The sequence below is a fragment of the Paraburkholderia sp. Cpub6 genome, assembly GCF_014201065.1.
GTDB lineage: Bacteria > Pseudomonadota > Gammaproteobacteria > Burkholderiales > Burkholderiaceae > Paraburkholderia > Paraburkholderia tuberum.
Genome location: NZ_JACHDM010000008.1, coordinates 40,258 through 62,638, shown reverse-complemented (window position 1 = coordinate 62,638; position 22,381 = coordinate 40,258). Strand labels below are relative to the sequence as shown.

The 22,381-nt window shown below is 61.7% G+C and carries 20 protein-coding genes and 2 pseudogenes; 14 read left to right on the top strand and 8 right to left on the bottom strand.

Annotated elements, in window-relative coordinates; translation table 11 throughout:
• Position 1 precedes the first annotated feature (1 nt).
• Positions 2-403, bottom strand: a complete 402-nt coding sequence (locus HDG33_RS16265) for a hypothetical protein (protein WP_184030252.1) — start codon at positions 401-403, stop codon at positions 2-4.
• Between the two features lie 45 nt (positions 404-448).
• Here HDG33_RS16265 and HDG33_RS16260 point away from each other — a divergent pair.
• Positions 449-1,087: pseudogene (locus tag HDG33_RS16260) on the top strand (alkene reductase); the annotation flags it as partial.
• Positions 1,088-1,464: 377 nt separating this feature from the next.
• Here the strand turns inward: HDG33_RS16260 and HDG33_RS16255 are convergent.
• Positions 1,465-2,775, bottom strand: a complete 1,311-nt coding sequence (locus tag HDG33_RS16255; protein WP_184030249.1) for an Nramp family divalent metal transporter — start codon at positions 2,773-2,775, stop codon at positions 1,465-1,467.
• Positions 2,776-3,092: 317 nt separating this feature from the next.
• On the opposite strand from HDG33_RS16255, the gene HDG33_RS16250 reads away from it, so the two are divergent.
• Positions 3,093-4,109, top strand: coding sequence for a YncE family protein (locus HDG33_RS16250; RefSeq protein WP_260321023.1), 1,017 nt, complete (start codon positions 3,093-3,095; stop codon positions 4,107-4,109).
• Positions 4,110-4,117: 8 nt separating this feature from the next.
• Positions 4,118-5,083: a sterol desaturase family protein gene (locus HDG33_RS16245; protein ID WP_184030237.1), complete on the top strand. Its 966-nt coding sequence runs from the start codon at positions 4,118-4,120 to the stop codon at positions 5,081-5,083.
• 695 nt (positions 5,084-5,778) lie between these two features.
• Here HDG33_RS16245 and HDG33_RS16240 read toward each other — a convergent pair.
• Both HDG33_RS16240 and HDG33_RS16235 read right to left on the bottom strand, forming a co-directional pair.
• Positions 5,779-7,761 carry a phosphatase PAP2 family protein gene (locus HDG33_RS16240; protein ID WP_184030225.1) on the bottom strand — a complete coding sequence of 661 codons (1,983 nt, stop codon included), beginning with the start codon at positions 7,759-7,761 and terminating at the stop codon, positions 5,779-5,781.
• 511 nt (positions 7,762-8,272) lie between these two features.
• Positions 8,273-8,554: a DUF4148 domain-containing protein gene (locus tag HDG33_RS16235; RefSeq protein ID WP_184030195.1), complete on the bottom strand. Its 282-nt coding sequence runs from the start codon at positions 8,552-8,554 to the stop codon at positions 8,273-8,275.
• Positions 8,555-9,467: 913 nt separating this feature from the next.
• Between HDG33_RS16235 and HDG33_RS16230 the strand changes: the two genes are divergently transcribed.
• From HDG33_RS16230 to HDG33_RS16220, 3 genes are all read left to right on the top strand, one after another.
• Positions 9,468-10,124, top strand: coding sequence for a peroxiredoxin (locus HDG33_RS16230; RefSeq protein ID WP_184030185.1), 657 nt, complete (start codon positions 9,468-9,470; stop codon positions 10,122-10,124).
• 57 nt (positions 10,125-10,181) lie between these two features.
• A complete protein-coding gene (locus HDG33_RS16225) occupies positions 10,182-11,249 on the top strand; it encodes a rhodanese-like domain-containing protein (RefSeq protein WP_090807797.1) in 1,068 nt (355 codons plus the stop codon).
• A 512-nt stretch (positions 11,250-11,761) separates the two neighbouring features.
• Positions 11,762-12,379, top strand: coding sequence for a dihydrofolate reductase family protein (locus HDG33_RS16220; protein ID WP_184030182.1), 618 nt, complete (start codon positions 11,762-11,764; stop codon positions 12,377-12,379).
• A gap of 36 nt (positions 12,380-12,415) precedes the next feature.
• On the opposite strand, the gene HDG33_RS16215 is transcribed toward HDG33_RS16220, so the two are convergent.
• A complete protein-coding gene (locus HDG33_RS16215; RefSeq protein WP_184030178.1) occupies positions 12,416-13,360 on the bottom strand; it encodes a LysR family transcriptional regulator in 945 nt (314 codons plus the stop codon).
• 173 nt (positions 13,361-13,533) lie between these two features.
• Here HDG33_RS16215 and HDG33_RS16210 point away from each other — a divergent pair, with 173 nt between their 5' ends.
• On the top strand, positions 13,534-14,751 hold the full coding sequence (locus HDG33_RS16210) for an FAD-dependent monooxygenase (RefSeq protein WP_184030174.1): 1,218 nt from the start codon (positions 13,534-13,536) through the stop codon (positions 14,749-14,751).
• A gap of 247 nt (positions 14,752-14,998) precedes the next feature.
• Here HDG33_RS16210 and HDG33_RS16205 read toward each other — a convergent pair whose 3' ends face one another.
• On the bottom strand, positions 14,999-15,334 hold the full coding sequence (locus tag HDG33_RS16205) for a hypothetical protein (protein WP_184030171.1): 336 nt from the start codon (positions 15,332-15,334) through the stop codon (positions 14,999-15,001).
• A 261-nt stretch (positions 15,335-15,595) separates the two neighbouring features.
• On the opposite strand from HDG33_RS16205, the gene HDG33_RS16200 reads away from it, so the two are divergent.
• The gene (locus HDG33_RS16200) at positions 15,596-16,792 is read left to right on the top strand and encodes a TIGR03118 family protein (RefSeq protein WP_184030168.1); all 1,197 of its coding nucleotides are present in this window, start codon (positions 15,596-15,598) and stop codon (positions 16,790-16,792) included.
• Between the two features lie 283 nt (positions 16,793-17,075).
• Here HDG33_RS16200 and HDG33_RS16195 read toward each other — a convergent pair whose 3' ends face one another.
• Positions 17,076-17,813, bottom strand: coding sequence for a transporter substrate-binding domain-containing protein (locus tag HDG33_RS16195; protein WP_184030165.1), 738 nt, complete (start codon positions 17,811-17,813; stop codon positions 17,076-17,078).
• A gap of 305 nt (positions 17,814-18,118) precedes the next feature.
• On the opposite strand from HDG33_RS16195, the gene HDG33_RS16190 reads away from it, so the two are divergent.
• The 4 genes from HDG33_RS16190 to HDG33_RS16175 all read left to right on the top strand — a co-directional run bounded on the left by HDG33_RS16190 (position 18,119) and on the right by HDG33_RS16175 (position 20,111).
• Positions 18,119-18,700 (top strand): RNA polymerase sigma factor, encoded by a 582-nt coding sequence (locus HDG33_RS16190; RefSeq protein ID WP_184030162.1) that lies wholly within the window; start codon positions 18,119-18,121, stop codon positions 18,698-18,700.
• A gap of 12 nt (positions 18,701-18,712) precedes the next feature.
• Entirely contained in the window at positions 18,713-19,021 is a 309-nt protein-coding gene (locus HDG33_RS16185) for a hypothetical protein (RefSeq protein ID WP_184030159.1), read from the top strand.
• 2 nt (positions 19,022-19,023) lie between these two features.
• Positions 19,024-19,320: a 4Fe-4S dicluster domain-containing protein gene (locus tag HDG33_RS16180; protein ID WP_184030156.1), complete on the top strand. Its 297-nt coding sequence runs from the start codon at positions 19,024-19,026 to the stop codon at positions 19,318-19,320.
• Positions 19,321-19,394: 74 nt separating this feature from the next.
• Entirely contained in the window at positions 19,395-20,111 is a 717-nt protein-coding gene (locus HDG33_RS16175) for an O-methyltransferase (protein WP_184030153.1), read from the top strand.
• A 250-nt stretch (positions 20,112-20,361) separates the two neighbouring features.
• On the opposite strand, the gene HDG33_RS16170 is transcribed toward HDG33_RS16175, so the two are convergent.
• The gene (locus HDG33_RS16170; RefSeq protein WP_184031195.1) at positions 20,362-20,973 is read right to left on the bottom strand and encodes a TetR/AcrR family transcriptional regulator; all 612 of its coding nucleotides are present in this window, start codon (positions 20,971-20,973) and stop codon (positions 20,362-20,364) included.
• 349 nt (positions 20,974-21,322) lie between these two features.
• Here HDG33_RS16170 and HDG33_RS16165 point away from each other — a divergent pair, with 349 nt between their 5' ends.
• Together HDG33_RS16165 and HDG33_RS16160 are read left to right on the top strand one after the other, a co-directional pair.
• Positions 21,323-22,027 carry an SDR family oxidoreductase gene (locus HDG33_RS16165; RefSeq protein ID WP_184030150.1) on the top strand — a complete coding sequence of 235 codons (705 nt, stop codon included), beginning with the start codon at positions 21,323-21,325 and terminating at the stop codon, positions 22,025-22,027.
• Between the two features lie 30 nt (positions 22,028-22,057).
• Positions 22,058-22,192, top strand: a pseudogene (locus HDG33_RS16160) (alkene reductase); the annotation flags it as partial.
• Positions 22,193-22,381 lie beyond the last annotated feature (189 nt).

Genomic DNA, 22,381 nt, shown 5'->3' with positions numbered 1-22,381 from the left:
GTTAGTGCTTTGTCCACGAAGCGTCCATAGCCGCCAGTTTCCCGTTCGCGCCCTGCGCAGCGTCAGCGAGAATCGCTGCGGCGTCCTGCGGTGTCAGTTGGCGGTTAGGAAGCCCCTTGGCGTCGAGCGCAAGCACCGTGAACAGTTCCTGATCGCAGCGATTGGCGGCGTGGTAGTCCTCGCCGAGCTGGATCATCACCTCCAGCAGGTTCCGGTGTTCGTGCCTTTCCTCGGCAGTCACAGCAGGACTCCTGCACATCGAGGTCGCAAGTGTAATCAGATGTCGGAGTTGCTGCCCCTGCCGGTCGCAAAGATGGAAGGCGGCCAGCGCGAGCCGTTCATACTGGAGAGCGTCTACAGGGGGACGGGACGGAGATTGCTGCTTCCTGGTGGGTTTGGTCATGCGCGGTCCGGGTTATCGTGAAAGATCGCCCGGACACATAGGGAGGTCCCGCGCGCGCTGGAAACCGACGAGATCGCCGGCGTGGTTGCGGCCTACCGCCACGGCGCTGAAAACGCCAGAAAGGCAGGGTTCGACGGCGTGGAAGTCCACTGCGCCAACGGTTATCTGCTTGACCAGTTCCTGCAGGACTCCACCAATCAGCGCACTGACGCATATGGTGGGTCGATCGAGAACCGTGCGAGACTGCTGCTCGAAGTCACGAACGCGCGCGTCGCCATATGGGGCGCCAACCGGGTCGGCGTGCATCTGTCTGCGCGCGGTGACGTGAAGTCGATGGGCGATTCGGACCCTGCGGCCACCTTCGGCTATGTCGCAGGCGAACTCGGCAAACGCCGCATTGCCTTCATCTGCGCGCGTGAAGCGCTGGGAGACGACCGGCTCGGACCCGCACTGAAGGCAGCATTCGGTGGCATCTATATCGCCAACGAAAAGATGACCAAGCACACCGCCGAACGTTTGCTTGCGGTCGGCGACGCCGACGCGGTTGCTTTCGGGCAGATGTTCATCGCCAACCCGGACCTGCCGCGCCGACTTAGATTGGACGCATCGCTCAATGAGCCGCGGCCCGAGATGTTCTATCACCCAGGGGCAGAAGGGTACACGGATTACCCGGCGCTTGCCTGACCGTACAAATAGCCACCCCCGGGCCTCGCACTGGCGAGGCTTTCTTTGGGACGATCAGCCCAGACAACGGAGAAGCCCGCCAGGTCGACGTACGCTTGCACCAGGAGATGCCGCCTCGGACCTCATCCGCATAGCCAGCCAGGTGCCCATGGGTCAACGCCGTTCTTACCGTATGTTTCACAACTCAAAACGAACATGGAAGCAGCGATCGTGCATAGGCATGCACCGGCATCGCAGACGAAAGCGAACGAATCGACAAGCCGTTTTTGGAGCCGGAGCTCTGGTCCCCCAGCGGTCAATCGATGGCTGGCGAACAAACTTCGCCGTCCATCGCACCGGGAGCGCGGCCCATCCCGAAAGAGTCCGGGTGGGCTGCATCAGCTTGCAGGCATGCCCGGAATGCTGACGCCGAACGACTGAAGCAATAGCACCGCATTCAGCGCGAGGATGACGACCGTCGCGGCAATCGCTGCAATGTCCGTTAGACGTCTATTGACGAACTCGCCCATGATGTCTTTGCGGCGGGTGAAGAGCACCAGCGCCACCATTGGGATCGGCAACGCAAACGAAAGTACGACCTGACTGATCACCAGCGCCTGGGTGGCATTCACGCCGAGGCCGACCACCACGAACGCCGGCACCATGGTCACCAGACGTCGCACCCAGACGGGAATCCGGAAACCGACGAAGCCCTGCATGATCATCTGGCCAGCCATGGTGCCGACAACGGAGCTGGAGATACCCGAGCTGATGAGCGAAATCAGGAAAACCGCCGCCGCGCCCGCACCGAGCAACGGCGTGAGCGTATGGTAAGCAGTTTCGATTTCCGCGACGTCGCGGTGGCCGGCATGGAATGCCGCGCTGGCCATGATTACCATGGCCATGTTGACGAGACCTGCGAAGAAAAGCGCAACGATGACTTCCCGGTTCGAAAAACGCAGCAGTGCGCGGTGCTCGCTCGCGTTGCTCGCCGGAGTCCGGCCCTGAGTCAGCCCGGAATGGAGATAGATCGCATGTGGCATCACGGTGGCGCCCACGATACCGACCGAAACGGTCAGCGCTTCCCGGTTCGGCATTGAGGGCAAGATCGAGTGCAATCCGGCCTGTCCCCATGCGACGGGCGCAATGAACAATTCGACCAGGTAACACAGACCGATCACAGCAACGAGCGCGCCGATGATGATCTCCATTGGCCGGTAGCCGCCTTTTTCAAACACCAGGATGCCGTATGTCACCACCGCGGTCACCGCCATGCCGGCCATCAACGGCATTTTGAGCAGCAACGCGAGGCCGATTGCGCCACCGAGGAATTCGGCCAGGTCGGTTGCCATCGCAGCCACTTCGCTGACACACCACATGACGAAGACGGCCTTGCGCGGCAGTTGCTCGCGACACACTTCCGCCAGATTACGGCCCGTCACGATGCCGAGTTTGGCAGAGAGCGCCTGGAACAGCATGGCGATCAGGTTGGCCATCAGTACCACCCACAGCAGCGTGTACCCAAACTGGGAACCGGCCTGGATGTTGGTCGCGAAATTGCCTGGGTCCATGTAGGCGATCGAGGCAATCACTGCGGGTCCGGCGAACAACAGCGCAGAGCGCAAGCCGCGTCGTTTGCCGGCCAGCACATCGCGAATCGCAACAGTCGTGCGATCTGTGAGCGTATTTTTGCCGGCAGTGCTGTTCATGGACACTTCCCGACTTCTCTGGACGAACGTGGCACAGCTATTACTCCAGGTTCTTTAGCGCGTGATGGCAATATACAACGGCCAAACTCCGCGGATGATCGGGGCGGGTGCTGCGCAAAGCGCGCCCGGGGCCGCGGGAAGCTCGGTCAAATACGGCGAAATCGCATGCGCATCGTCAGCTTCGCCCGAAATTTGTTAGGCGACTGACAGGAAGCGGTTGAGCATCGCTCCATATCAGCGCCATTCGCAATTCGTCCTTGCGTGACGGTGAATCCATCCAGCAGAATGAGTGGTTAATTCTCTCATGCATGCCCTCCATGAAGCTTTCACGTCGCGAAGTACTTGGCCGTAGTCTGGCCATTCCCCTGAGTCTCGGCCTGTCGCCTTTCCTCGCCCTTCGTTCAGGTATCGCCAGCGCGGCGCCCCCCAATCTCGCTATCGTAATGAATTCCGGCGAAGCCAGCGTTTCGGTCATCGACATGGCGTCGCACAAGATCGTCCGGACCTTGCCGACGTTGCGCGAACCCAGTCACTGGGCGCTTTCGCGCGACAGAAGCAAGCTCTATATTGCCGACGCCAGCGGCAATGCACTGTTCATTGTCGACCCGCACACCGGTTTGGCGCTTGGCCATAAGGTGATCGCCGATCCGTACCAGCTTGGCTTCACGCCGGATTTCCGCTACCTCGTCGTCAATGCACTGCGGCTCAACTATGTCGACATCTACCGCCCCGACGACCTGACGCTCGTCAAGCGCTTCTCGCCCGGCGGCATGCCCAGCCACCTCGACTTCTCGCCGGACTCGCGCTGGAGCTTCAATTCGATGCAGGAGTCCGGCACGCTCGTTTCATTCGACCTGACGAACCTGACGATCCGCTGGAAGTCGAACGTCGGATCGACCCCCGCCGGCGTGCTCTGGCACAACGGCAAGGTACTGGTCTGCGTGATGGGCAGCGACCATGTGGCGGAAGTCGATCCAGTGACGGGTAACGTGCTGCGGCGGGTGAAAACCGGCGTCGGCCCGCACAATGTCTTTCTTACGCCCGACGGCGCGACGCTCTACGTGAGCAACCGGATCGGCGGCTCGCTGGTGGCGCTCGATCCAACCACCCTCGAGCTTCGTCGTACCTATCCGTTCCACGCTGCGGGGCCAGATGATATTGCTGTCGGCCCCGACGGCAAGCTATGGGTGACGCTGCGTTTCCGGGAGCAGGTCGCCGTACTCGATCCAGCCAGCGGCAACTACGAGACCATTGATGTCGGACGCTCGCCGCACGGCATCTTCCTCACCACCGAAATGAGCCGCCCAGGTCTCGTTACCGCCGAAACGCTCTAACGCCCATCATGCTGATATTTCTCGACAGATTCTTCAATATGCTGGCCGGTGAAATCGACCAGTATCTCGTTCTGCCGTTGCTGTATCACTTCGGCTGGATGCAATGGGAAGAGCTTTCCTTCGACTGGGCGCTGATCTGCGTCTATGGCCTCTTCGCGGTTATCGTCACGTATGCGGTTTGCTGGCCGCTCGAAGCACTCTTTCCGATCGAACGCTGGGATGACCGCAAAGCCGTCGTAACCGACGCGTTCTATACGATCCTCAACCGCGTCGGGGTGTTGCCTGTCGTCAGTTTCCTGCTGTTCTATCAGGTGCAGGTGTGGGTGAACGGCTTCGTGGTCGATCACGGCTACATACCGCCAACGCTTGAGACGTTGATACCGCCGCTTCTCGGACATCCGGTCATTACCTTCATCGCGTACGCGCTGATTCTGGACTGTGCCGATTACTGGCGTCACCGCCTGTCGCACTCATACCGTAGCTGGTACGCACTGCATGCGTTGCATCATGCGCAGCGACAGATGAGTTTCTGGTCGGACGACCGCAACCATCTGCTTGACGACCTGGTCGCCGCAATCTGGTTCGGCGTCGTCGGCCTCGCGATCGGTATTCCGCCGCTGCAGTTTCCGCTGCTGTTCCTGTTCATGCGCTTCATCGAAAGCCTGAGCCACGCCAATATCAAGCTTTCGTTCGGCTGGCTCGGGGACCGATTGATCGTCTCGCCACGCTTTCACCGGTTGCATCATGGCCTGCGCGCGGCCGGCCGCAATTCCTGTAACTACGGCGCCGTCTTCCCGATCTGGGACATCGTGTTTGGTACAGCGGACTTCTCCGCCGAGTACCCGCCTACAGGCGACCGGCGCGCACCGGAATCGATGGCCACGGGCGGCTACATCGCACAGCAACTGGGCGGCTTGCAGTTTTTCCTTGAACAGTGGCGGCAACCGGCAAAGGCTCGCCGCAGTTCCTCCTGAGAACATCCCTGCATTGCGCCAATGCCCAAACGGGCCGGTTCATGTGCGCCTGGATTTGATCCGGACCGGCTGGTGCGAAGACCCTGTCAGTAGACCGTAAAGCATCTGCTCTGTGCCTTTGAACCTGAGGTGCGATAATTGCAGTTGCCGGTTTCAGAATGCCCGGATACCGGCATCTACCCGCTCTATCCAGCTATCCTCAGTTCAAAGAGTTCGAAGTGGTAAAGACTGTCAAGCAAAGATCAGGGCAAATACACGTCGCGATACGGCCTGCGCTCCGGCAACATAGGGGGCTGTCTCTCCCCGACGCGACGCGCCCGTCAAGGCGCCCATGGAGTGAATGATGTTGCGCAGAACCAGTTCCTGGTTTGTGCGTTACACGCCCCGCGCGCGCGTTCGCACGCTCGCGCGTAAAGCGATCGGGCTGGCAATCTTTGTCGGCGGTTCCGCGGTGATTGTCGTGTATCTGCTACGACGCGTCTCCGAAGGCTAAACGTCAAAGACAGGCGTGGCGCATTTGATTTCCAGGCAGTCCCGCGATGCAAACGTCGGGCGTCTGGAGCTACAGAGCAGCGCCCTCGCGGCTGGCAACCCGACGCTTCGACTTCCTTTCCCTGGTGTTCAGGCGCGATCACCGATCATCCGCATTACAGACAGCGGGTTATCCGGGCGACACATAGCCAAATATGGCCGGATTACGAATCGATGTGCACCGACACGCCGGTCGACGAGTAGACCGGCGTCGCCTTGTGGCCGTCGACCGTGATCGTCGTGAACTGCTTCGTCGCCCCGTTGCCATCGATCAGATCGATGGTGTCGCCGACCTTGGGCGCATAGCCGCTCACGAACTTCACGTGTAGCGTGCCGCCGGCGATGGTCAGCTGATTACCAACGTGCAGTTGGCCGGCGCCTTTACCGTCAATGTCGAGTTCGAGTGTCGTGCCGGCGAGCTGCGTGTACTTGCCGACGATGGACACGGGCGACTCCGCCGCGATGGTGATGCCACCCGCACCCACATACACGTCGCCCGTGCCGAACGCATTCGGAGAATCGGCCTCGAGCACGCCGCCGCTTACCTGGGAGCCGCCCGACCAGGTGTTGTTGCCGCCGAGCTTCAATGTTCCGCTACCCTGCAGCGTCAACTTCCCTGCGCCGGCAATGTCGTTGCGCCACAAATCCGACGCGTTGAATCCGCCCTGGGACGCATCCATCGAAACGATGACGCTGCCATGGAACGCACCATATCCGTCCCCGGCTGCAAACATGTTGAGGCGGCCCCACCCTTCCGCATCGTCCATGACCGGATAGCCGGAAGGAAGCTCGGTCGTTTTGAGCACCACGCGGCGCTGCTCAGCGCTCAGATACGGAAAGCGCGTCTCCAGTAACACCTCCGCACCCTTCGGCACAACGGGAGGCGCATTGGTCGATTCGATCGGAGCAAAGCCGAACGTCATACGGCGAGCGAAGTCCGCTTTGTTCGTCGCGTAGTCGGCGAAGCGGTCCGTCGCTGCCGTGCCGGAGTGGGCGAAAGCGGCGAAGCTCGTCGAATTGGTATTCGTCGACTGCATCAGGGCCGCGTGCGCCTGGCTAAATGCGGCGCTCTTCAACGTGGCGTTGCTCGGATCGGAAAGATTCGCAGCAGTCGCCGCAAGTGCAAACATTCGACCAGCAATGACGTCGAGCGGCGAATGCATACCGGCGAAAATGCGGTTTTCGCCAAGTTCGAGGCCGCGGCTCGCCATCTCCTGGAACCGCTCCGGCAGCACGTAGGCCATCGTCATCGCGTCGCGCATGGCCTCCGCCTCGTGACCGCTGATAAATCCGCCATCGGTCGGAGGCGTGGTGCTCTCGGCAGGCACCAGAGTCGGATCTACCACGACACTCGTGCTCCAGCGGTATGGCCGCGCGTATTTGTAGAAGCGCTTGGCCGGCTCGGTGGACGCGTTGTTGCCCATGATGTTGAGCAGGTCGACAACCTGGCCGAAACTGGTGTTGCCGCCACTGCTGCCGACGCCAATGTTGTTGCCGTTGTCGTTGTACAGAACGGTCGTCGCATCCGCCGGAATCGACGTGATGGTCGTTACCTGCTGCGCCGCCGCGCGCCACGCATTGGTGAGCGGTCCCATGCCATCGGTCACGCTATAACCTTTGCCGCGCCGGTCGTCGTAGTAGGCTGCGTCGGCCTGTGCCTGAGTTCGGTTGGTCGTCTCGGTGACCACGAATTGAATGTTTGCGGCATGGACGGCACTGTTCACGACAGCCCCACCCGGCGTACCGTCATTGGGTAGTCCTGTCCACGTGGACTGCACGACAGCCGGAAAGGAACCATTGGCGGGCGCGGAGACGCCCGCATCGACGATCTCGGTCAACGGTTGCCAGATGTCGAGGAATCGCGAGACGACACGCACGCCCGCATTCGTGGCGAGCGTCGCATATCGCGCATCGCCGCGCTGGTTAGTCGCAATCGTGTCGACGAACGCGGGCACGTCGGGGATTGCGGCGTTGTCGACAAAACCGGGGTCGGCAGGGGGCGCCGGGATCGAGGCCGTCGCCGTCGTCGTCGAAGTGTTCGAGGCGCTCGGCGTAGAAGAATCATTGCTACCACCGCACGCGGCTAGTACCGCCACGCTTGCGAGCACCGTGAGGCGCAGCGGGAGAGGGACGCGAAAATGTGGCATCACGAGACTTTCTTGTTGTTGGTGGCGTCGGATTGTGCGGGTGAATTATGACGGCATTGTTGCGACTGATTACGCGGTATCGGATATCGTGGCGCGATTCGCAGGTATCCCGGAAGACCTGGTGGTGGAAGCTGCACATGCGTCGCAGACGTGTGAACGCAGAACTCCTTAGTATTTGATTGCGGCTCATCCACATTGGCGAAGCATGCGAAAGGTTTCATTCCGCGAGGTATTGGTGCAATGTCGATTCGGAACGCCAACCACAGGGCGATCCTTTAACGGACAACCGTTTCGCGTGAGCCTAAAACCACCCCTTTACCGTCGCCACTCGCCAGACGACAAACATGACGAGGCCCACCGACGCGGCGGTCAACAGAATGAAGTCAATCGAGCGCACTAGCTTTTTCATATCGACGTTGGATCGGACGCGCGACGTCCGCATGAGAACCGGAAGTTAGGCGTGTGGAAGTACCGAAACACTCGTATGGAATGTCGAACGCTCACCAGCACTTCAGTGATGCGAGAAAAGCGCGTTCTCTGAGGGCGTTGCGAAGGAAAGGCGATGTCCGGATTGCGAATTCACTACCGGCCCTGACCCGTAGTCGTTATTCGCGTGTGCCTGCCGCGGGCTGCTCTCGTCCGGATAGTGCACTTTCGATTGATGGAGCGTGCCGTTCTGTTCGGCCTGTATGACGTTCGCTTCCACCTCGGAGCGAGTGAGGGTCTGCGCCGACGAGAGCGCTGGAATGGCGATTGTGGTTGCAAGGATCGCATGAGCGATAAGTACTTTCATAAGTTGGCTCCTTAGTGAATAAGCAAATTTCGATGGATCGAATGGACCACGCTAACTGCATAAAGCGAGTCGATCTTCACGCTGAGGTGGACCGCGAACAGATAGCGATCGACGGGGCGCCCGGTATTCAGTGCGTGGATATGACGGTACGCCCTGCAACCTTAAAAGCCGCTTATCCCGTCTCCGAAAAATGCGCGGCGTCCGCGAGCCATGTTCCGACCGTTTATCGATAAAGGCGATTTGGCAGTCTCTTTGACGAACCGGGTTCGCCTGACTCGCCAGGCACTGCGGACTGACCCGCCGCAATCGCGAATATCCGCACTGCGCCGCCAAACCGGGCCATCATTGCGAGCATTCAGCAGATGTGTTTCGAGCGGACGGAGGCTGCGTTTGTTGCAAGCGCTTCAGTACCGCACGCTCCGACGCGCCTCGCGCTTGCTCGCATGGCGTGGACGACGAGACGGCCACGCCGGGCACCACGCGTTAGCGCCCGGCATTGGACGACCGAACGGTCTGATCAAATCAGGGTCGGTAAATCTGTGCGCTATCGAACACACGCCGGCGAGTCGAATGTCCATGATTTACCGGTAAACGTCATTCCCCTAAGCCGTTTCGAAGTGGCCAGCCGGACTGACTTCGATGGGTGTCAGCATGGCTTGTGCGTAACGCGCTATATTTGAAATCTCACTGCGCGATGCGGCAATGCTCGTATTCGCCCGACAGGCGGCGATCTCGAGCTTCTTCTGCACGGCGACGCCCTACTTGCCGCGCGTGTATGCGCCGCGAAAGCTTCGTCTATCGTTGTGAGCGTTGGTGATTTTCAATCCCCGAGATTAACCGGGCTCGTGTTGGACCGTTGCAGCCAGGCCTGGCTCGGGTCTTCCGCTTAACCACGACTTCACAGGACGGCAATATGTCACTTCGTATCAATGACACCGCGCCCAACTTCACCGCGCGGACCACGCAGGGCACCATCGATTTCCACGACTGGATCGGCGACCAATGGGCGGTCCTGTTCTCTCATCCGAAAGACTTCACGCCGGTTTGCACGACTGAACTGGGCTACATGGCGAAGATCGAGCCGGAGTTCACCAGGCGCAACGCGAAGCTGATCGGGTTGTCGGTCGATCCGGTCGAAGACCACGAAAAATGGGCGGCGGACATCGAGGAAACGCAGGGCGCCGCCGTCAAATACCCGATGATCGGCGACACCGACCTCGCTATCGCCAAGCTGTACAACATGCTGCCGGCCGACGCGGGCGATACCAGCGAGGGCCGCACCGCCGCGACCAACGCGACCGTGCGCTCGGTCTTCATCATCGGTCCCGACAAGAAGATCAAGCTGACGCTGACCTACCCGATGAGCACCGGCCGCAACTTCGACGAAATCCTGCGCGTGCTCGATTCGATCCAACTGACCGCCAAACACAAGGTCGCGACGCCGGTCAACTGGAAGCAGGGCGAAGACGTGATCATCACGTCCGCGGTCAGCAACGAAGAGGCGCAGCAGATTTTCCCTGGTTTCAAGACCATCAAACCGTATCTGCGCACCACCAGGCAACCGGGCTGACAGATGTGGCGAGGCGGCCGCTTGCGGCCGCCTCGCCGACCTTCCTAAGGGATACAGATGATTTTTCGTCAGCTGTTCGATCCTGCTTCGTCGACCTACACGTACTTACTCGGCGACAGCGGCGAGGCGGTGCTCATCGACCCCGTCTACGAGCAGGTGCCGCGCGATCAGGCGCTGCTGCGCGAGCTGGGCCTATGGCTGCTCACGACGCTCGATACCCACGTGCACGCTGATCACGTAACCGGCGCATGGCGCATGCGTTTGCGTTGCGGCAGCGAGATCGGGCTTGCCGGGGTCGTCGAGGCGAAAGGCGTCACGCGAGCGCTCGCGCATGGCGATCGGATCGACTTCGGCACGCGTCATCTGACTGTGCGCGCGACGCCTGGCCATACGAACGGCTGCCTGACCTACGTGCTCGACGATCTGAGCATGGCCTTTACCGGCGACAGCCTGCTGATTCGCGGCTGTGGCCGCACCGATTTTCAGCAGGGCAGTCCGCAGCAGTTGTTCGCGTCCGTGCGCGAGCAGATCCTGTCACTGCCGGACGACTGCCTCCTCTATCCCGCGCACGATTATCGCGGCATCACGGTGACGAGCGTAACCGAGGAGCGGCGCTTCAATCCGCGTCTGGGCGGCGACGTCGACGTCGGCGATTTCGCCGGGTACATGAACAACCTGAATTTGCCGCATCCGAAGCAGATGGCGGTCGCGGTGCCCGCAAACATGCGTTGCGGGCAGCCGGAAGGCGGCGCCGAAGTTGCGACCGAAACGCCGGATTGGGCACCGTTGACGCTGCGCTTTAGCGGCGTGTGGGAAATCGAGCCGATGGCGCTGCTCGAGCATGGCGCCGCGTTTCAGATCGTCGATGTGCGCGAGGCGCCCGAGTTCATCGATCGTTTGGGTCATCTGCCGGGCGCGAAGCTGGTGCCGCTGTCGCAATTGACAGGGCGGCTCGATGAACTGGAGCGCGAGCGGCCGGTGGTCGCGGTGTGCCGGTCCGGCGTGCGCTCGGCGCAGGCAAGCGTGTTGCTGACGAAGGCGGGGTTTGGCAAGGTGGCGAATCTTGCCGGTGGGATGCTGCGGTGGAGGACGGAGGGGTTGCCGGTTGCGTCGGATAGCGTTTGAGGGGGAATCGGCGCTTCGGGTCCCTCACAGGCTCAGCCTTGGCCTTGGCGACAGCCTCGACCTTGCCCCAAAGCCGTGCCAGCCTTCGAATAGCCAGCGCTCCGTTGCGCCGGTCGCGTGTGCTTTCCGGGCGGTTTCAAGGGTGAAGCGCAACGGGGTTAATGAAACGCAGGCGGATGCGGGTGCTTCGCGTCTTGCCACGCGTCGCACGGGCACGCCAAATACGGCCGCTGAGACCCATTGGCCATCGAACGAAATGCCACGGGCGACCGGACGTTACGCCGGCTGCTATGTCCGCATCACTGTGTCGGGCGATTTTCCGACCATGCGCTGGCGAGTGGTGCGCACCTTCACACCTGCGGCGCAGGCACCCGTGGGTCCAGTCATTGTGCGCCGACCGCGCGATGCTCGCTCGCGCGGCTTCACCCGGTGCGGACGTCGATTGTCGATCCGCACGCGACTCGTTCGTCGTACAGATGGAACCGATCAGGTTCATCGCCCGGGAGCACATCATGCGCAAGCACATCGTTTCCATGTTCCTCAGTCTGGATGGCGTCGCTCAATCCCCCGGCGCGCCCGAGGAGGATGCCAGTGGTGATTTTCGTTTGGGTGGGTGGACCGTCCCTTACGCCGACGAAGCGGTCGGCGCAAGTGTGCATCATCTGCTCGCGCAGCCGTTCGAGTTGCTGCCAGGGCGTTGCACGTACGACATATTCGCGTCTTATTGGCCATATGTACCGGCCGATTCACGCAACCGCGACATGGCCGACCAGTTCAATCAGGTCCGCAAGCACGTGGCCACGCATCGATCCGATACGCTCGGTTGGCACAACAGTCATGCACTGAAGGGCGACCTTGCCGACGCGATACGCGCGCTGAAACTTCAGGACGGTGCCGATCTATTGACGTTCGGCAGCGGCGACACGGTGCGCCAACTGCTGGCGGCGGGCCTCGTGGATGAACTCCAACTCCTGATTTATCCCGTCATGCTCGGGCACGGCAAACGCCTGTTCGGCAACGATGCGCAAGCGTCCGCCTTCACGCTGGCACACGCGACGAGCACCCCCGGCGGCGTGCTGATTACGCGCTACACCCGCAACGGCGAAGTCCGAACCGGAACGTTCGAGTAAGCGCGAAGCTTCCGATCGACGCTTACAAACGAAGGCCTATTTCTTCCTCACGTCCCGCGCTCGCCTGCCACGCGCCACGGTATCGGCGAACAGGTCGATCACGACCTCGCGCAGCCAGCGATTGCCTTCATCCTGATGGACGCGCTCGTGCCACAACAAATGGATCGGCGCGGCGGGCAGCGTCATCGGCAGCGCGCGCAGGCTGAGCGAGAACGGCGTGGCCAACTCCAGAGCGAGGCGCTCGGGCACCGTGGCGATCAGGTCGGTACGTTGCAGGATATAGCCGACGCTCATGAAGTGCGGCACCGTCAGTCGCACCTGACGCCGCACGCCGCGCCGTTTCAGCCACTCGTCCACTTGACCGTGGCCGGTGCCGGCCGACACCACCACCAGATGCTCGGCTTCGCGCCACGCGGAAAGCGTGAGCGGCGCGTCCTCGAGTGGGTGAGCGCGTCTGAACAGACAGACGTAGCGCTGATCGAACAGACGCCGCTGATAGAAACCACCCTTCAACTGCGGCAACAGACCGATCGCCAGGTCGACCCGGCCGTCGGCCATTTCGTTGCTCAGATTGACGCTCGTATTGCGCACCGTATTCATCGCGATGCCTGGCGCGACGCGCGACAATCGTTCCAGCAATGCGGGCAAAAACACGACTTCGCCGATGTCGGTCATACCGATCGTCATCGTTCGGATCTCGCGCAGCGGATCGAAGCCCGTCACCGGATTGAGCGCGGCGTGCAAGGTGGCGAGCGCCTGCGAGACCGGTTCCGCGAGACGCAGCGCGAACGGGGTAGGCACCACGCCGCCCGGCGCCCGCACGAACAGCGGATCACCGAGCAGGCGGCGCAGCTTCGCGAGCGCATTGCTGACGCCCGGCTGGCTCATGTTCATTTGCTCGGCGACGCTCGCCACGCGCCGCTCCTGCATCAGCCGCTGGAACAGCAGCAGCAGGTTGAGATCGAGATCGCTCAGTTCCATGGTCTCGGCATGACCTAAGGTCATTCATTTCAGTGATGAAGTAGATTCATTTCATCTTATTGAGCAATGATCGTCTAGTGCTGAAAATACCAACACGGTATCCGCATGCGACGCGCCGGGCGCGCGTTCCAGAGTGGCCCGAATCGATAAACCCGCATATCGGAGACACAATCATGAACCGGATGGATCTGAGCATCGCGATCGTCGGCGCCGGCATCGGCGGCCTTACGCTGGCGCTCGCACTACGCGAACATGGTATCGATGCGCAACTCTACGAGCAGACCGATGAGTTGCGCGAAGTGGGCGCGGCCGTCGCACTGTCGGCCAACGCGACGCGCTTTTACGAGCGCATGGGGCTACGCTCCGCGTTCGAAAACGTGTGCGCCGAAGTACCCGGGCTCATTTATCGTGATGGCCGCAGCGGCAGCGTCATTGGACATCATCGCGGCATGCCCAGCTATCGCGAGCAGTTCGGTGGCTCGTACTGGGGCGTTCATCGCGCCGATCTGCAGGCGGTGCTGTCGAAGGCAGTTGGTCTCGAGCACATCGAGCTCAGCCATCGCCTGGTCGATCTCGTGCAGCATCCCGATCGCGTGAGTCTCGCGTTCGACAACGGTCGGCGCATCGATGCCGATCTCGTGATCGGCGCCGACGGCGCGCGCTCGATTACACGACGCTGGATGCTCGGCTACGACGACGTGCTGTATTCCGGTTGCTCGGGCTTTCGTGGCATCGTGCCGGCCGAGCGCATGGACCTGTTGCCCGATCCGCAGACGATCCAGTTCTGGGTCGGGCCCGGCGGCCATCTGCTGCATTATCCGATCGGCGACAAGGGCGATCAGAACTTCCTGCTGGTCGAGCGTCATCCGTCGCCGTGGCCGTCGCGCGACTGGGTTATGCCGTCGACCGAAGGCGAGCAGCTGCGCCTGTTCAAGGATTGGCATCCGGCCGTCGTGCAGATGATCACGGCCGTGCCGATCAGTCAGCGCTGGGGCCTGTTTCACCGTCCGCCGCTTGGCCGCTGGAGCAAGGGCCGCGTGACGCTGATCGGCGATGCCGCGCATGCGCTCGTGCCGCATCACGGCCAGGGCGCCAACCAGTCGATCGAGGATGCCGTGGTGCTGGCCGCGCAACTCGCCAAGGCGGGCCCGGGTAAGTGGCGGGAAGCGCAGGAAGCCTACGAGCGTCTGCGCCGGGGCCGCACGCGCAAGGTGCAGTACGCGTCGATCAGCACCGCGGACGTGCTGCATCTGCCGGACGGCCCCGCCGCGCAGGAACGCAACGCGCGGCTAGGGGCGCGCGACAGCATGCTGCATCACCTCGACTGGATTCACGATTTCGATGCGCTTGCGCAAGAGCCGAGCGCGCGACAAGGCGGCACGTGGCTTTGAGCCTCTCCATGAGGCTTCAATAGGGAGGCGGTGGGCCGCATGCTCATGCCAGGCGCCTCTCTCCAGCCACTACGCGTCACATGCAACCCATTGACCGAGTGGCGCGTCAACCTGATCACGTTACCTATATTGCCGCTCGTCTACTAGCCGGGAAACTGCGCGCCGGTGGCAATTGCACCTATGTCGCTGCGATCGCAGCCCTTTGTGCTTGCGCTGATTCACGGCTGACGGTCATTTCTACCAGCTGTCAATGGCCGGTAGCGGCTGGCGACACCACGCTCGGGGTCGCCAGCGTGTTGTTGCTCTTGGGAGCGGCGGTGGTGTCAGACGTCGAGCTGCTATTGCTGCTCGGCAGGCCCGAGTTCGGTGCCTTGGCGCCCATGCCGCTGTCCGAGTTGGTGGTGCCTGGCATGCCGTAGCCGCCCGTCGTTGCGCCGTTCATCTGGTTCGACGAACTAGCCGTGCTGCCGGCTGTACCGGTCGAACCGCTGCCGCTCTGGCCTCCGGCCGCCTGCGCATAAGCGCCGCCCGACAGCGAGAGTGCGGCGACGGCCGCGACTAGTGTGATGGTTGCCTTGCTCACGATCCACACCTCCTTAATAGGACTGGAAGATAGACGCAGACAGTTGCCGCCCGCGCTACAGCAATGTCGCAAACAGCGTGCCGCGTGGTTCTGTAGGTAGCGAAGCGATCGGCGGCGCACCGAGTGGCGGTCGTGGGGCGACTCCAGCCATTGGATCGCACGAGATCTGCCGCGAAATAAGCCCCTCTCCGCCGGAATAAACCCCGCGCCGTTCTCGTTCATTGACCGTTAAGTCCTTTGGGCAGAACAAGGAGTGCGGTCATGAAGTCTCTACTCGCTCTATTCGGCGTCGTTGCATGCGGCGCGGCCGTCGCGACTCTGATGTCATGCGGCGGCGGTGGCGGCGGTGGCTCGAGTTCGAGCAGCGCGAGCCCACCCGTCCAGTCGTCATTCACAGCGACGGCCCTCGTATCCGATGGCGCGGTGCCCGCTGCACACACCGACGCTAATCTCAAAAACCCTTGGGGCGTGGCCTTCAATCCCAAAGGTTTCGTCTGGGTCGCGGACAACGGCACCAACGTCGCGACGCTCTATGACGGCAATGGCGTGCCGCAATCGCTGGTCGTTACGATACCCGACGGCAAGAACGGCTCCGCATCGCCCACGGGCATCGTTTTCAATGGAACACAAAGCTTCCGCGTCACGGAAAACGGCAAGTCTGGAGTCGCTGCGTTCATCTTCACGGGCGAAGGCGGCACCATCACCGCCTGGGCGCCCGCCGTAGGGCCGACCAATGCGTTCGTCATGTACGACGACGGTACGGGCGGCGCCGTCTACAAGGGTCTCGCGCTCGCCGCGATGAACAACGGCAACTTCCTTTACGCGACGGACTTCCATAACAACAAGATCGACGTCTTCGATACCGCGTTCACGAAGGTCGCGATGCCCGGCGCCTTCACGGACCCGGCGATTCCAGCCGGCTTCGCGCCGTTCGGCATTCAGGCGATCGGCTCGAATCTGTTCGTCACCTACGCGATGCAAGACGCAGCCAAACACGACGATGTCCCGGGCGCGGGGCTCGGCATGGTCGATGTGTACGACACCGCGGGCAACCTGAAGCAACGCTTCGCGACAGGCGGTCCGTTGAACGCGCCGTGGGGCATTGCGCAAGCGCCCGCGAACTTCGGCTCGATGAGCGGCGCAATACTGATCGGCAATTTCGGCGATGGCATGATCAATGCGTTCAACGCGTCGAGCGGTCAGTCGATGGGACAGATCAGTGGACCGAACGGCAGTCCGATCGTCGAGCAGGGCGTGTGGGGCATCGCGTTCGGCAACGATCTCAGCAATCAGCCTTCCAGCACGCTCTTCTTCGCGGCGGGGCCGAATGACGAAGCCGATGGCGTCTACGGAAGAATCGATCTGAATACGACGTCGAGCTCAGGTACGAACACGGGCACGAACACGGGTACGAACACCGGCACAAGCGCGGGCGGCGGGATGAGCATTGGAATGTAGCGCTAAGCGCGCAATTGAGAAGCGCCGCTCTCGATGCGAGAACGGCGGTATTGCTTATGCGAGACGATTTGTGCTTGAGCAGTGCGAGTGATGATCATCACATCCACGCGTGGTTGAGCACCAGCGATGTCAGGTCCTGACTGCCCTGACTCACATCTGATTCTGACGCCGGCATGCCCGCAATATCTGCTGAACTGCAAATGCCCCTCGCACGGATTGCACATTCTGCAGCGGGCAATCGTAGCATTTTTCGGTTCGGTGCAGCACGTGGCCGACGCCCGTCTTATACTCGACCCGCGAGAGCGGGATCGATCTCGTTGTTTGTCAGGCCGAATTCCGCCATGCGAGCACGATGATCTGGCGAGCCCAGATATGAACGAAGGGCTTTGTTTACCGCCTGGATCAGATCGCTGTTACTTCTATTGAACGAGAATGCCCCGAGCGGAGGCTTCTGCTGCTTGCCCTTCGTTCCCGGTTCGTGCTCGATAGCCTCGAGCATTGAGCCTCCGATCCGGTTCGCAATGATCCGATTCCCCAAGGCCGTGCTCGCATACGCATCGACGGCGCCAGAGAGAACCGCTTCGACAGCGTCGGCCTGATGCTCGAAGACGACTATTTGGTCCTCGCTTACGCCAGACGCTTTCGCTGAGTCGTGCTGCACCTGTCCGGCTATGATGCCAAGGCGCGCATCAGCGCGTTTGGCAAGCGACACGTAGCTGTCGAGCGCTTTCGGGTTTCCAGTCCGAACCAGAAAACCGTCTGCGATCCCCCATACCGGGACGCTGAACGCGACCATATTGGCGCGTTCGCGTGTGACGAACAGTGGAACGTTCATATCCCACCTGCCTGCTTCAATGCCGGGCAGGAGTTCACTAAACGACGTCAGATGATGCTCGATCCGGGCTACGCCGATCGCCCGAAGAACCGCGTCGGCCAGATCGATGTCAGCGCCCGTGGGGGTACCATCTGCTTCCGTCCAACCGAACGGGGGTTCTTCGATGTACGCAATCGTTACCTTCATCGCTGTGTCTCGCCAATTGGGAACGGCCATCAAATGCCGGGCCGAATGTTGACGATTCTACTTACATGCGCGGTTGTCGTTGCGGCGGCTCTCTCTGAAACGAACGCGGTTATGCCTGGATCGGGTGTCGGTCTTATGGACGTTGGTTGGATTGCGCGGCATCGCTACGGAAACGCAGCCACGTCTTCCGGTCAATCCATGGTCACAACCCTGTCACGCACTGCCTCAAGCGAACCGGCAGTTGCTCAAGGAAAGATTTTTCGCGCTCACCACAATATTCGCGCTCCTGAAACGTCTTCAGGCGCATGGAACCGCCACCCACCTCGCACCCGATGACCGACCGAGACAGCGACATCACCGCGACCGTGGTGCGTGAGCGCACGAGGCTCGTCAATTTTATCCGGCGTCGAATACGCGACCCGGACGACGCCGAAGACATCCTGCAGGATGTGTTCCACGAATTCGTGCAGGCTTACCGGCTTCCCGCTCCGATCGAACAGGCGAGCGCGTGGCTTTTCCATGCCGCGCGCAATCGCATCATCGATCGTTTTCGCAAGAAGAAGGAGCAGCCGCTGACCGATCTGTCGGAGGCCGAGGACGACGCCAGCGGTGAGTATCGCCTCGACCTCGCCCTGCCGGCGCACGATGCAGGCCCCGAAGCGCTTTACGCTCGCGCTGTATTGCTCAAGGCCTTGCAGGATGCGCTCGATGAGTTGCCGCCGAATCAACGTGAGGTATTTATCGCGCACGAGCTGGAGGGGCGGCCCTTCAAAGACATGGTGGCGGAAAGCGGCGTCGCGCTCAATACGCTGCTCGCGCGCAAACGCTACGCGGTCTTGCATCTGCGCGCCCGACTGCAGGCCATTTATGACGAACTGGATATATAGAGGAGTCGAGGGATGAAGTTTCGAATCAGATGTGTGGGCAAAGCGCTGCTGGTGGTGGTCGCCATAGGCGTGCTGGGATGGGTGGTCATGACGCTATGGAATTGGGTGATTCCGGCGCTATTCGTTGGCGCCCGTGCGATCGACTTCGCGCATGCGTTGGGCTTGCTGGTTTTGAGCCGCATCCTGTTTGGCGGATTCCGCGGACACGGCGGCTGGCGCGAACGGCGTCACTGGCGCAAATGGGAAGCGATGACGCCCGAAGAACGGGAGCACTTCCAGACGGCATGGCGATCGGGCCGCGACCGGCGCGCGGGAGATTGACCATGCGCGAGAAATCAACGTACGACTGCAAACAGAAGCCGGGCGTGATTGCGCCAGTCGTCGACCTGAAACGTTGCGAAGGCAAGGGCGATTGCCTGGAGGTCTGCCCTGAGAATGTGTTTGAGATCCGGCGCATCGATGACGTCGATTATCTCAGCCTCGATTTGATGCACCGCCTCAAGCTACGCGTGCATGGAATGAAAGTCGCCTACACACCGAACGCGTACGCCTGCCGGTCGTGCGGTCTTTGTGTGACGGCGTGCCCTGAACGCGCGATCAAGCTCGCCAGAACGGCATAGCGTTACGCGTTTTAAGAACAGCGCAGGCCGCCTGGCGCAGTGGTCAGTATTATCGATCTCCTCAAGGAGCGCACATGGCTTCATCAACCACGGATCTTCTGCGACAGCTTCACGAACAGAGCCAGACAGAACTGATAGCCCGCGCACAGGCGCAATTTCAGGGATCGAGCGAGGAGTTTCTGACTCTTGCGGAGGAATACGAAACGCTCGTACCTCGACTCCGTGGACGGTTTCTCGAAACGCTCGGGCTATCGAGCGAAGATTTCGAATCCTCGCAAGGCACTCCTCTATCGTTAGCCGTGTCAGCGGAAACGGGACGGTTCTTACGCAACATGGTGCTTTCGCACAAGCCGGCTCGAATCCTCGAGCTCGGCAGTTCCTGCGGCGTGTCCACGCTGTATATCGCCGAAGCCCTTCGCACGTTAGGCAGTGGGACGGTTGTCGCGACTGAACTCGATGCTGTTAAGTGCGCACAACTTCGGGCCCACGTCAGAACGGCGGGCGTAGACGCTTATGTTGACCTGCGGGAGGGCGATGTCTTCCAGACCGTTTCCGAACTGGACGGCACTTTCGACATGGTGTTTATCGACGTATGGGCCAACACCTATCTGAATCTGTTCAAGCAGATTGAGCGCCTGCTACGCCCGGGATCTATCGTTCTCGCCGACAACATGTACACCGCCGAGGACGCCGTTCGGCCATACAAGCACTATCTCGACGGCGATCCGCGCTTTTCGACCACGACGCTGGACTTTGAATCAGGGGTCGAATTTACAGTCGTCGTGTCATAGGCTGACGAAGAGTGGACGCCGTCCAGAATCCGGTTCATGTGCCATTCAATCTGGAAGGTTCAGCGATGCGATGTCTTGTCGACCATCCGGGGCGGATGCGCTAGATGTCATAGCAACTCCTCGTTAAGTCCGGACAGCACGATGGCGGAATGGCCGGCGCTGCGCCTGTGGACAGACTGCGCGCAAGTCGTGCTGCCCCCCGCCGACCTACGCATTCCCACGCAGGGCCCCCGGGGCCGCAGGCGGCGTATCAGCCATCCGACCTGCTGCGGCGCCCGCTGTCCGACGTGACCGGGTCTTCGAGCGCGTCGACGAGCGTGCGCCGCCCCGCGTCGAGGATTTCGTCGGCGAAGGCCGGATCGGCGCCTGCGATCGCACGCGACAGCACGAGCGCCCCGACCATCTGACTGAACGCTGCAATCGCATCGCGACGGGTTTGTTCCGTCGTCGCGCCTTCCGTGGCGATCATGGCTGCAAGCCGGTCGAGATACGCGGCGAGGCCGCGCGCGTAGGACGCACGCGCCGCGTCGGTCATCCGCGGAGCGTCGCCAGCGAAGCCGGACAGCGGGCACCCTGCTTCGACGTTGTCGCGGTGCGAGGCGGACAGGTAGCGTGCCGCCTGCTTCCCCAGGCTGCCGCCGTTTGGCGAATCCGCGTAGTCTTGCATCGCCTTTTCCATGACCGCGGTGACCAGCGCATCCTTCGACTTGAAGTGGTTGTAGAAGCCGCCCTGGCTAAAACCGGCTTCCTTCATCAACTCCGTCAGCCCCACGGCATCGACTCCGCGTACCCGGAAAAGCCGCTCGGCGGCCGCGACAATCGCGCTGCGGTTCTCGGCGGCCTGCTGTCGTGACACCCCCATCGATCTCTCCCTTATACAAGCGATCGCGTCGATTGAAAAACACAATGTCGATCACCATTGACATACCCGAATTACGTCGACACAATTCGCCATAAGACGATGGTGATCGACATTGAGATGAGTGTAGCCGACTTTCGCGCACAACGCGAAGCAACGCCGGCGTGGCACGGATGGCAGTCCAGGTTGATCGCGGTTCTTTGATGCCGGCGGGCGGCGGGCGGCGGGCGACCGACGTTGGCGCCGTTCGGCGGCGCAACGGTTCGGTACGCAAGGGCAGGTTTGTTTTCTCCGGATTTCACGCGCGCTGCGAACCGGCGCACATGCGATTCATCATGCGAAAGGATGAGATATGAAGATCGAAGGTGCTGTTGTTTTCGTGACGGGTGCGAACCGCGGGCTTGGCCTCGAGTTCGCGAAGCAGGCGCTCGAAAGAGGCGCGCGCAAGGTCTATGCGGGCGCGCGCGATCCGGCCAGCGTAACGCTGACGGGTGTCGTGCCCGTGAAGCTTGACGTGACCGATCCGGCGGCCGTGGCCGCTGCCGCCGACGTGGCGGGCGACGTCACGCTTCTGATCAACAACGCGGGCATAGCGCGGCTCGGCAGTCTGACGGACGACGGCGCGCTCGACGCGTTACGCGATCACTTCGACACCAACGTGTTCGGGATGCTGTCGATGTCGCAGGCGTTCGCGGGCCACCTTGCCGGCAACGGCGGCGGTGCGATCCTGAACGTACTGTCTGTTGCGAGCTGGATAAACCGGCCGATCCTCGCGGCTTATGGCGTGTCGAAGTCGGCCGCGTGGGCGGTGACCAACGGCCTGCGTCACTCGCTGCGCGAGCAGCACACGCAGGTGGTCGGGCTGCATGCCGGTTTTATCGATACGGATCTGACGCGCGGGCTGGAAGTGCCGAAGGCGACGCCGGCCGACGTCGTGCGTCAGGCATACGACGCGATCGAGGCAGGGGCGGAGGAAGTGTCCACCGACGAGTTCACGCGGCAGGTGAAGGCCGGATTGTCGGCAGGTGTCTATCTCGACGCTCCGGCGCCGCACTGAAGGCGCTGGAGCGCCCGCTCGTCGCGCGCGGGCATCTGGACGGAAAAGCAGGTCGCGGGCTGGAAGGAGGTGACCTCTGCGGTTCACGCAGCCGGCGGTCTGATCGTCTCCCAGCTCTGGCACGTCGGGCGAGTCTCCGATCCCATCTTCCACGCCGGGGATATGCGCCGCGAATGGCCGGTAGTGGCCGCGCGCTGCCCCATGCATGAGGGACCGTTTCCCGTGGCACGTAAGGCGGCGATCTGCGGCAGGCGACCCGGAGCGCCCAGCCATCGCTACAAAAAGCGGACGCATGACGCACGCGATCAAACTGGAGTTGCTCCAATGCAGCTATCCGTATGCGTATTTCAAGTA

Coding starts and splice junctions, on each gene's coding strand:
- HDG33_RS16265 (WP_184030252.1), bottom strand. CDS start 403: ATGACCAAACCCACCAGGAAGCAGCAATCTCCGTCCCGTCCCCCTGTA.
- HDG33_RS16255 (WP_184030249.1), bottom strand. CDS start 2,775: ATGAACAGCACTGCCGGCAAAAATACGCTCACAGATCGCACGACTGTT.
- HDG33_RS16250 (WP_260321023.1), top strand. CDS start 3,093: ATGAAGCTTTCACGTCGCGAAGTACTTGGCCGTAGTCTGGCCATTCCC.
- HDG33_RS16245 (WP_184030237.1), top strand. CDS start 4,118: ATGCTGATATTTCTCGACAGATTCTTCAATATGCTGGCCGGTGAAATC.
- HDG33_RS16240 (WP_184030225.1), bottom strand. CDS start 7,761: ATGCCACATTTTCGCGTCCCTCTCCCGCTGCGCCTCACGGTGCTCGCA.
- HDG33_RS16235 (WP_184030195.1), bottom strand. CDS start 8,554: ATGAAAGTACTTATCGCTCATGCGATCCTTGCAACCACAATCGCCATT.
- HDG33_RS16230 (WP_184030185.1), top strand. CDS start 9,468: ATGTCACTTCGTATCAATGACACCGCGCCCAACTTCACCGCGCGGACC.
- HDG33_RS16225 (WP_090807797.1), top strand. CDS start 10,182: ATGATTTTTCGTCAGCTGTTCGATCCTGCTTCGTCGACCTACACGTAC.
- HDG33_RS16220 (WP_184030182.1), top strand. CDS start 11,762: ATGCGCAAGCACATCGTTTCCATGTTCCTCAGTCTGGATGGCGTCGCT.
- HDG33_RS16215 (WP_184030178.1), bottom strand. CDS start 13,360: ATGGAACTGAGCGATCTCGATCTCAACCTGCTGCTGCTGTTCCAGCGG.
- HDG33_RS16210 (WP_184030174.1), top strand. CDS start 13,534: ATGAACCGGATGGATCTGAGCATCGCGATCGTCGGCGCCGGCATCGGC.
- HDG33_RS16200 (WP_184030168.1), top strand. CDS start 15,596: ATGAAGTCTCTACTCGCTCTATTCGGCGTCGTTGCATGCGGCGCGGCC.
- HDG33_RS16195 (WP_184030165.1), bottom strand. CDS start 17,813: ATGAAGGTAACGATTGCGTACATCGAAGAACCCCCGTTCGGTTGGACG.
- HDG33_RS16190 (WP_184030162.1), top strand. CDS start 18,119: ATGGAACCGCCACCCACCTCGCACCCGATGACCGACCGAGACAGCGAC.
- HDG33_RS16185 (WP_184030159.1), top strand. CDS start 18,713: ATGAAGTTTCGAATCAGATGTGTGGGCAAAGCGCTGCTGGTGGTGGTC.
- HDG33_RS16180 (WP_184030156.1), top strand. CDS start 19,024: ATGCGCGAGAAATCAACGTACGACTGCAAACAGAAGCCGGGCGTGATT.
- HDG33_RS16175 (WP_184030153.1), top strand. CDS start 19,395: ATGGCTTCATCAACCACGGATCTTCTGCGACAGCTTCACGAACAGAGC.
- HDG33_RS16170 (WP_184031195.1), bottom strand. CDS start 20,973: ATGGGGGTGTCACGACAGCAGGCCGCCGAGAACCGCAGCGCGATTGTC.
- HDG33_RS16165 (WP_184030150.1), top strand. CDS start 21,323: ATGAAGATCGAAGGTGCTGTTGTTTTCGTGACGGGTGCGAACCGCGGG.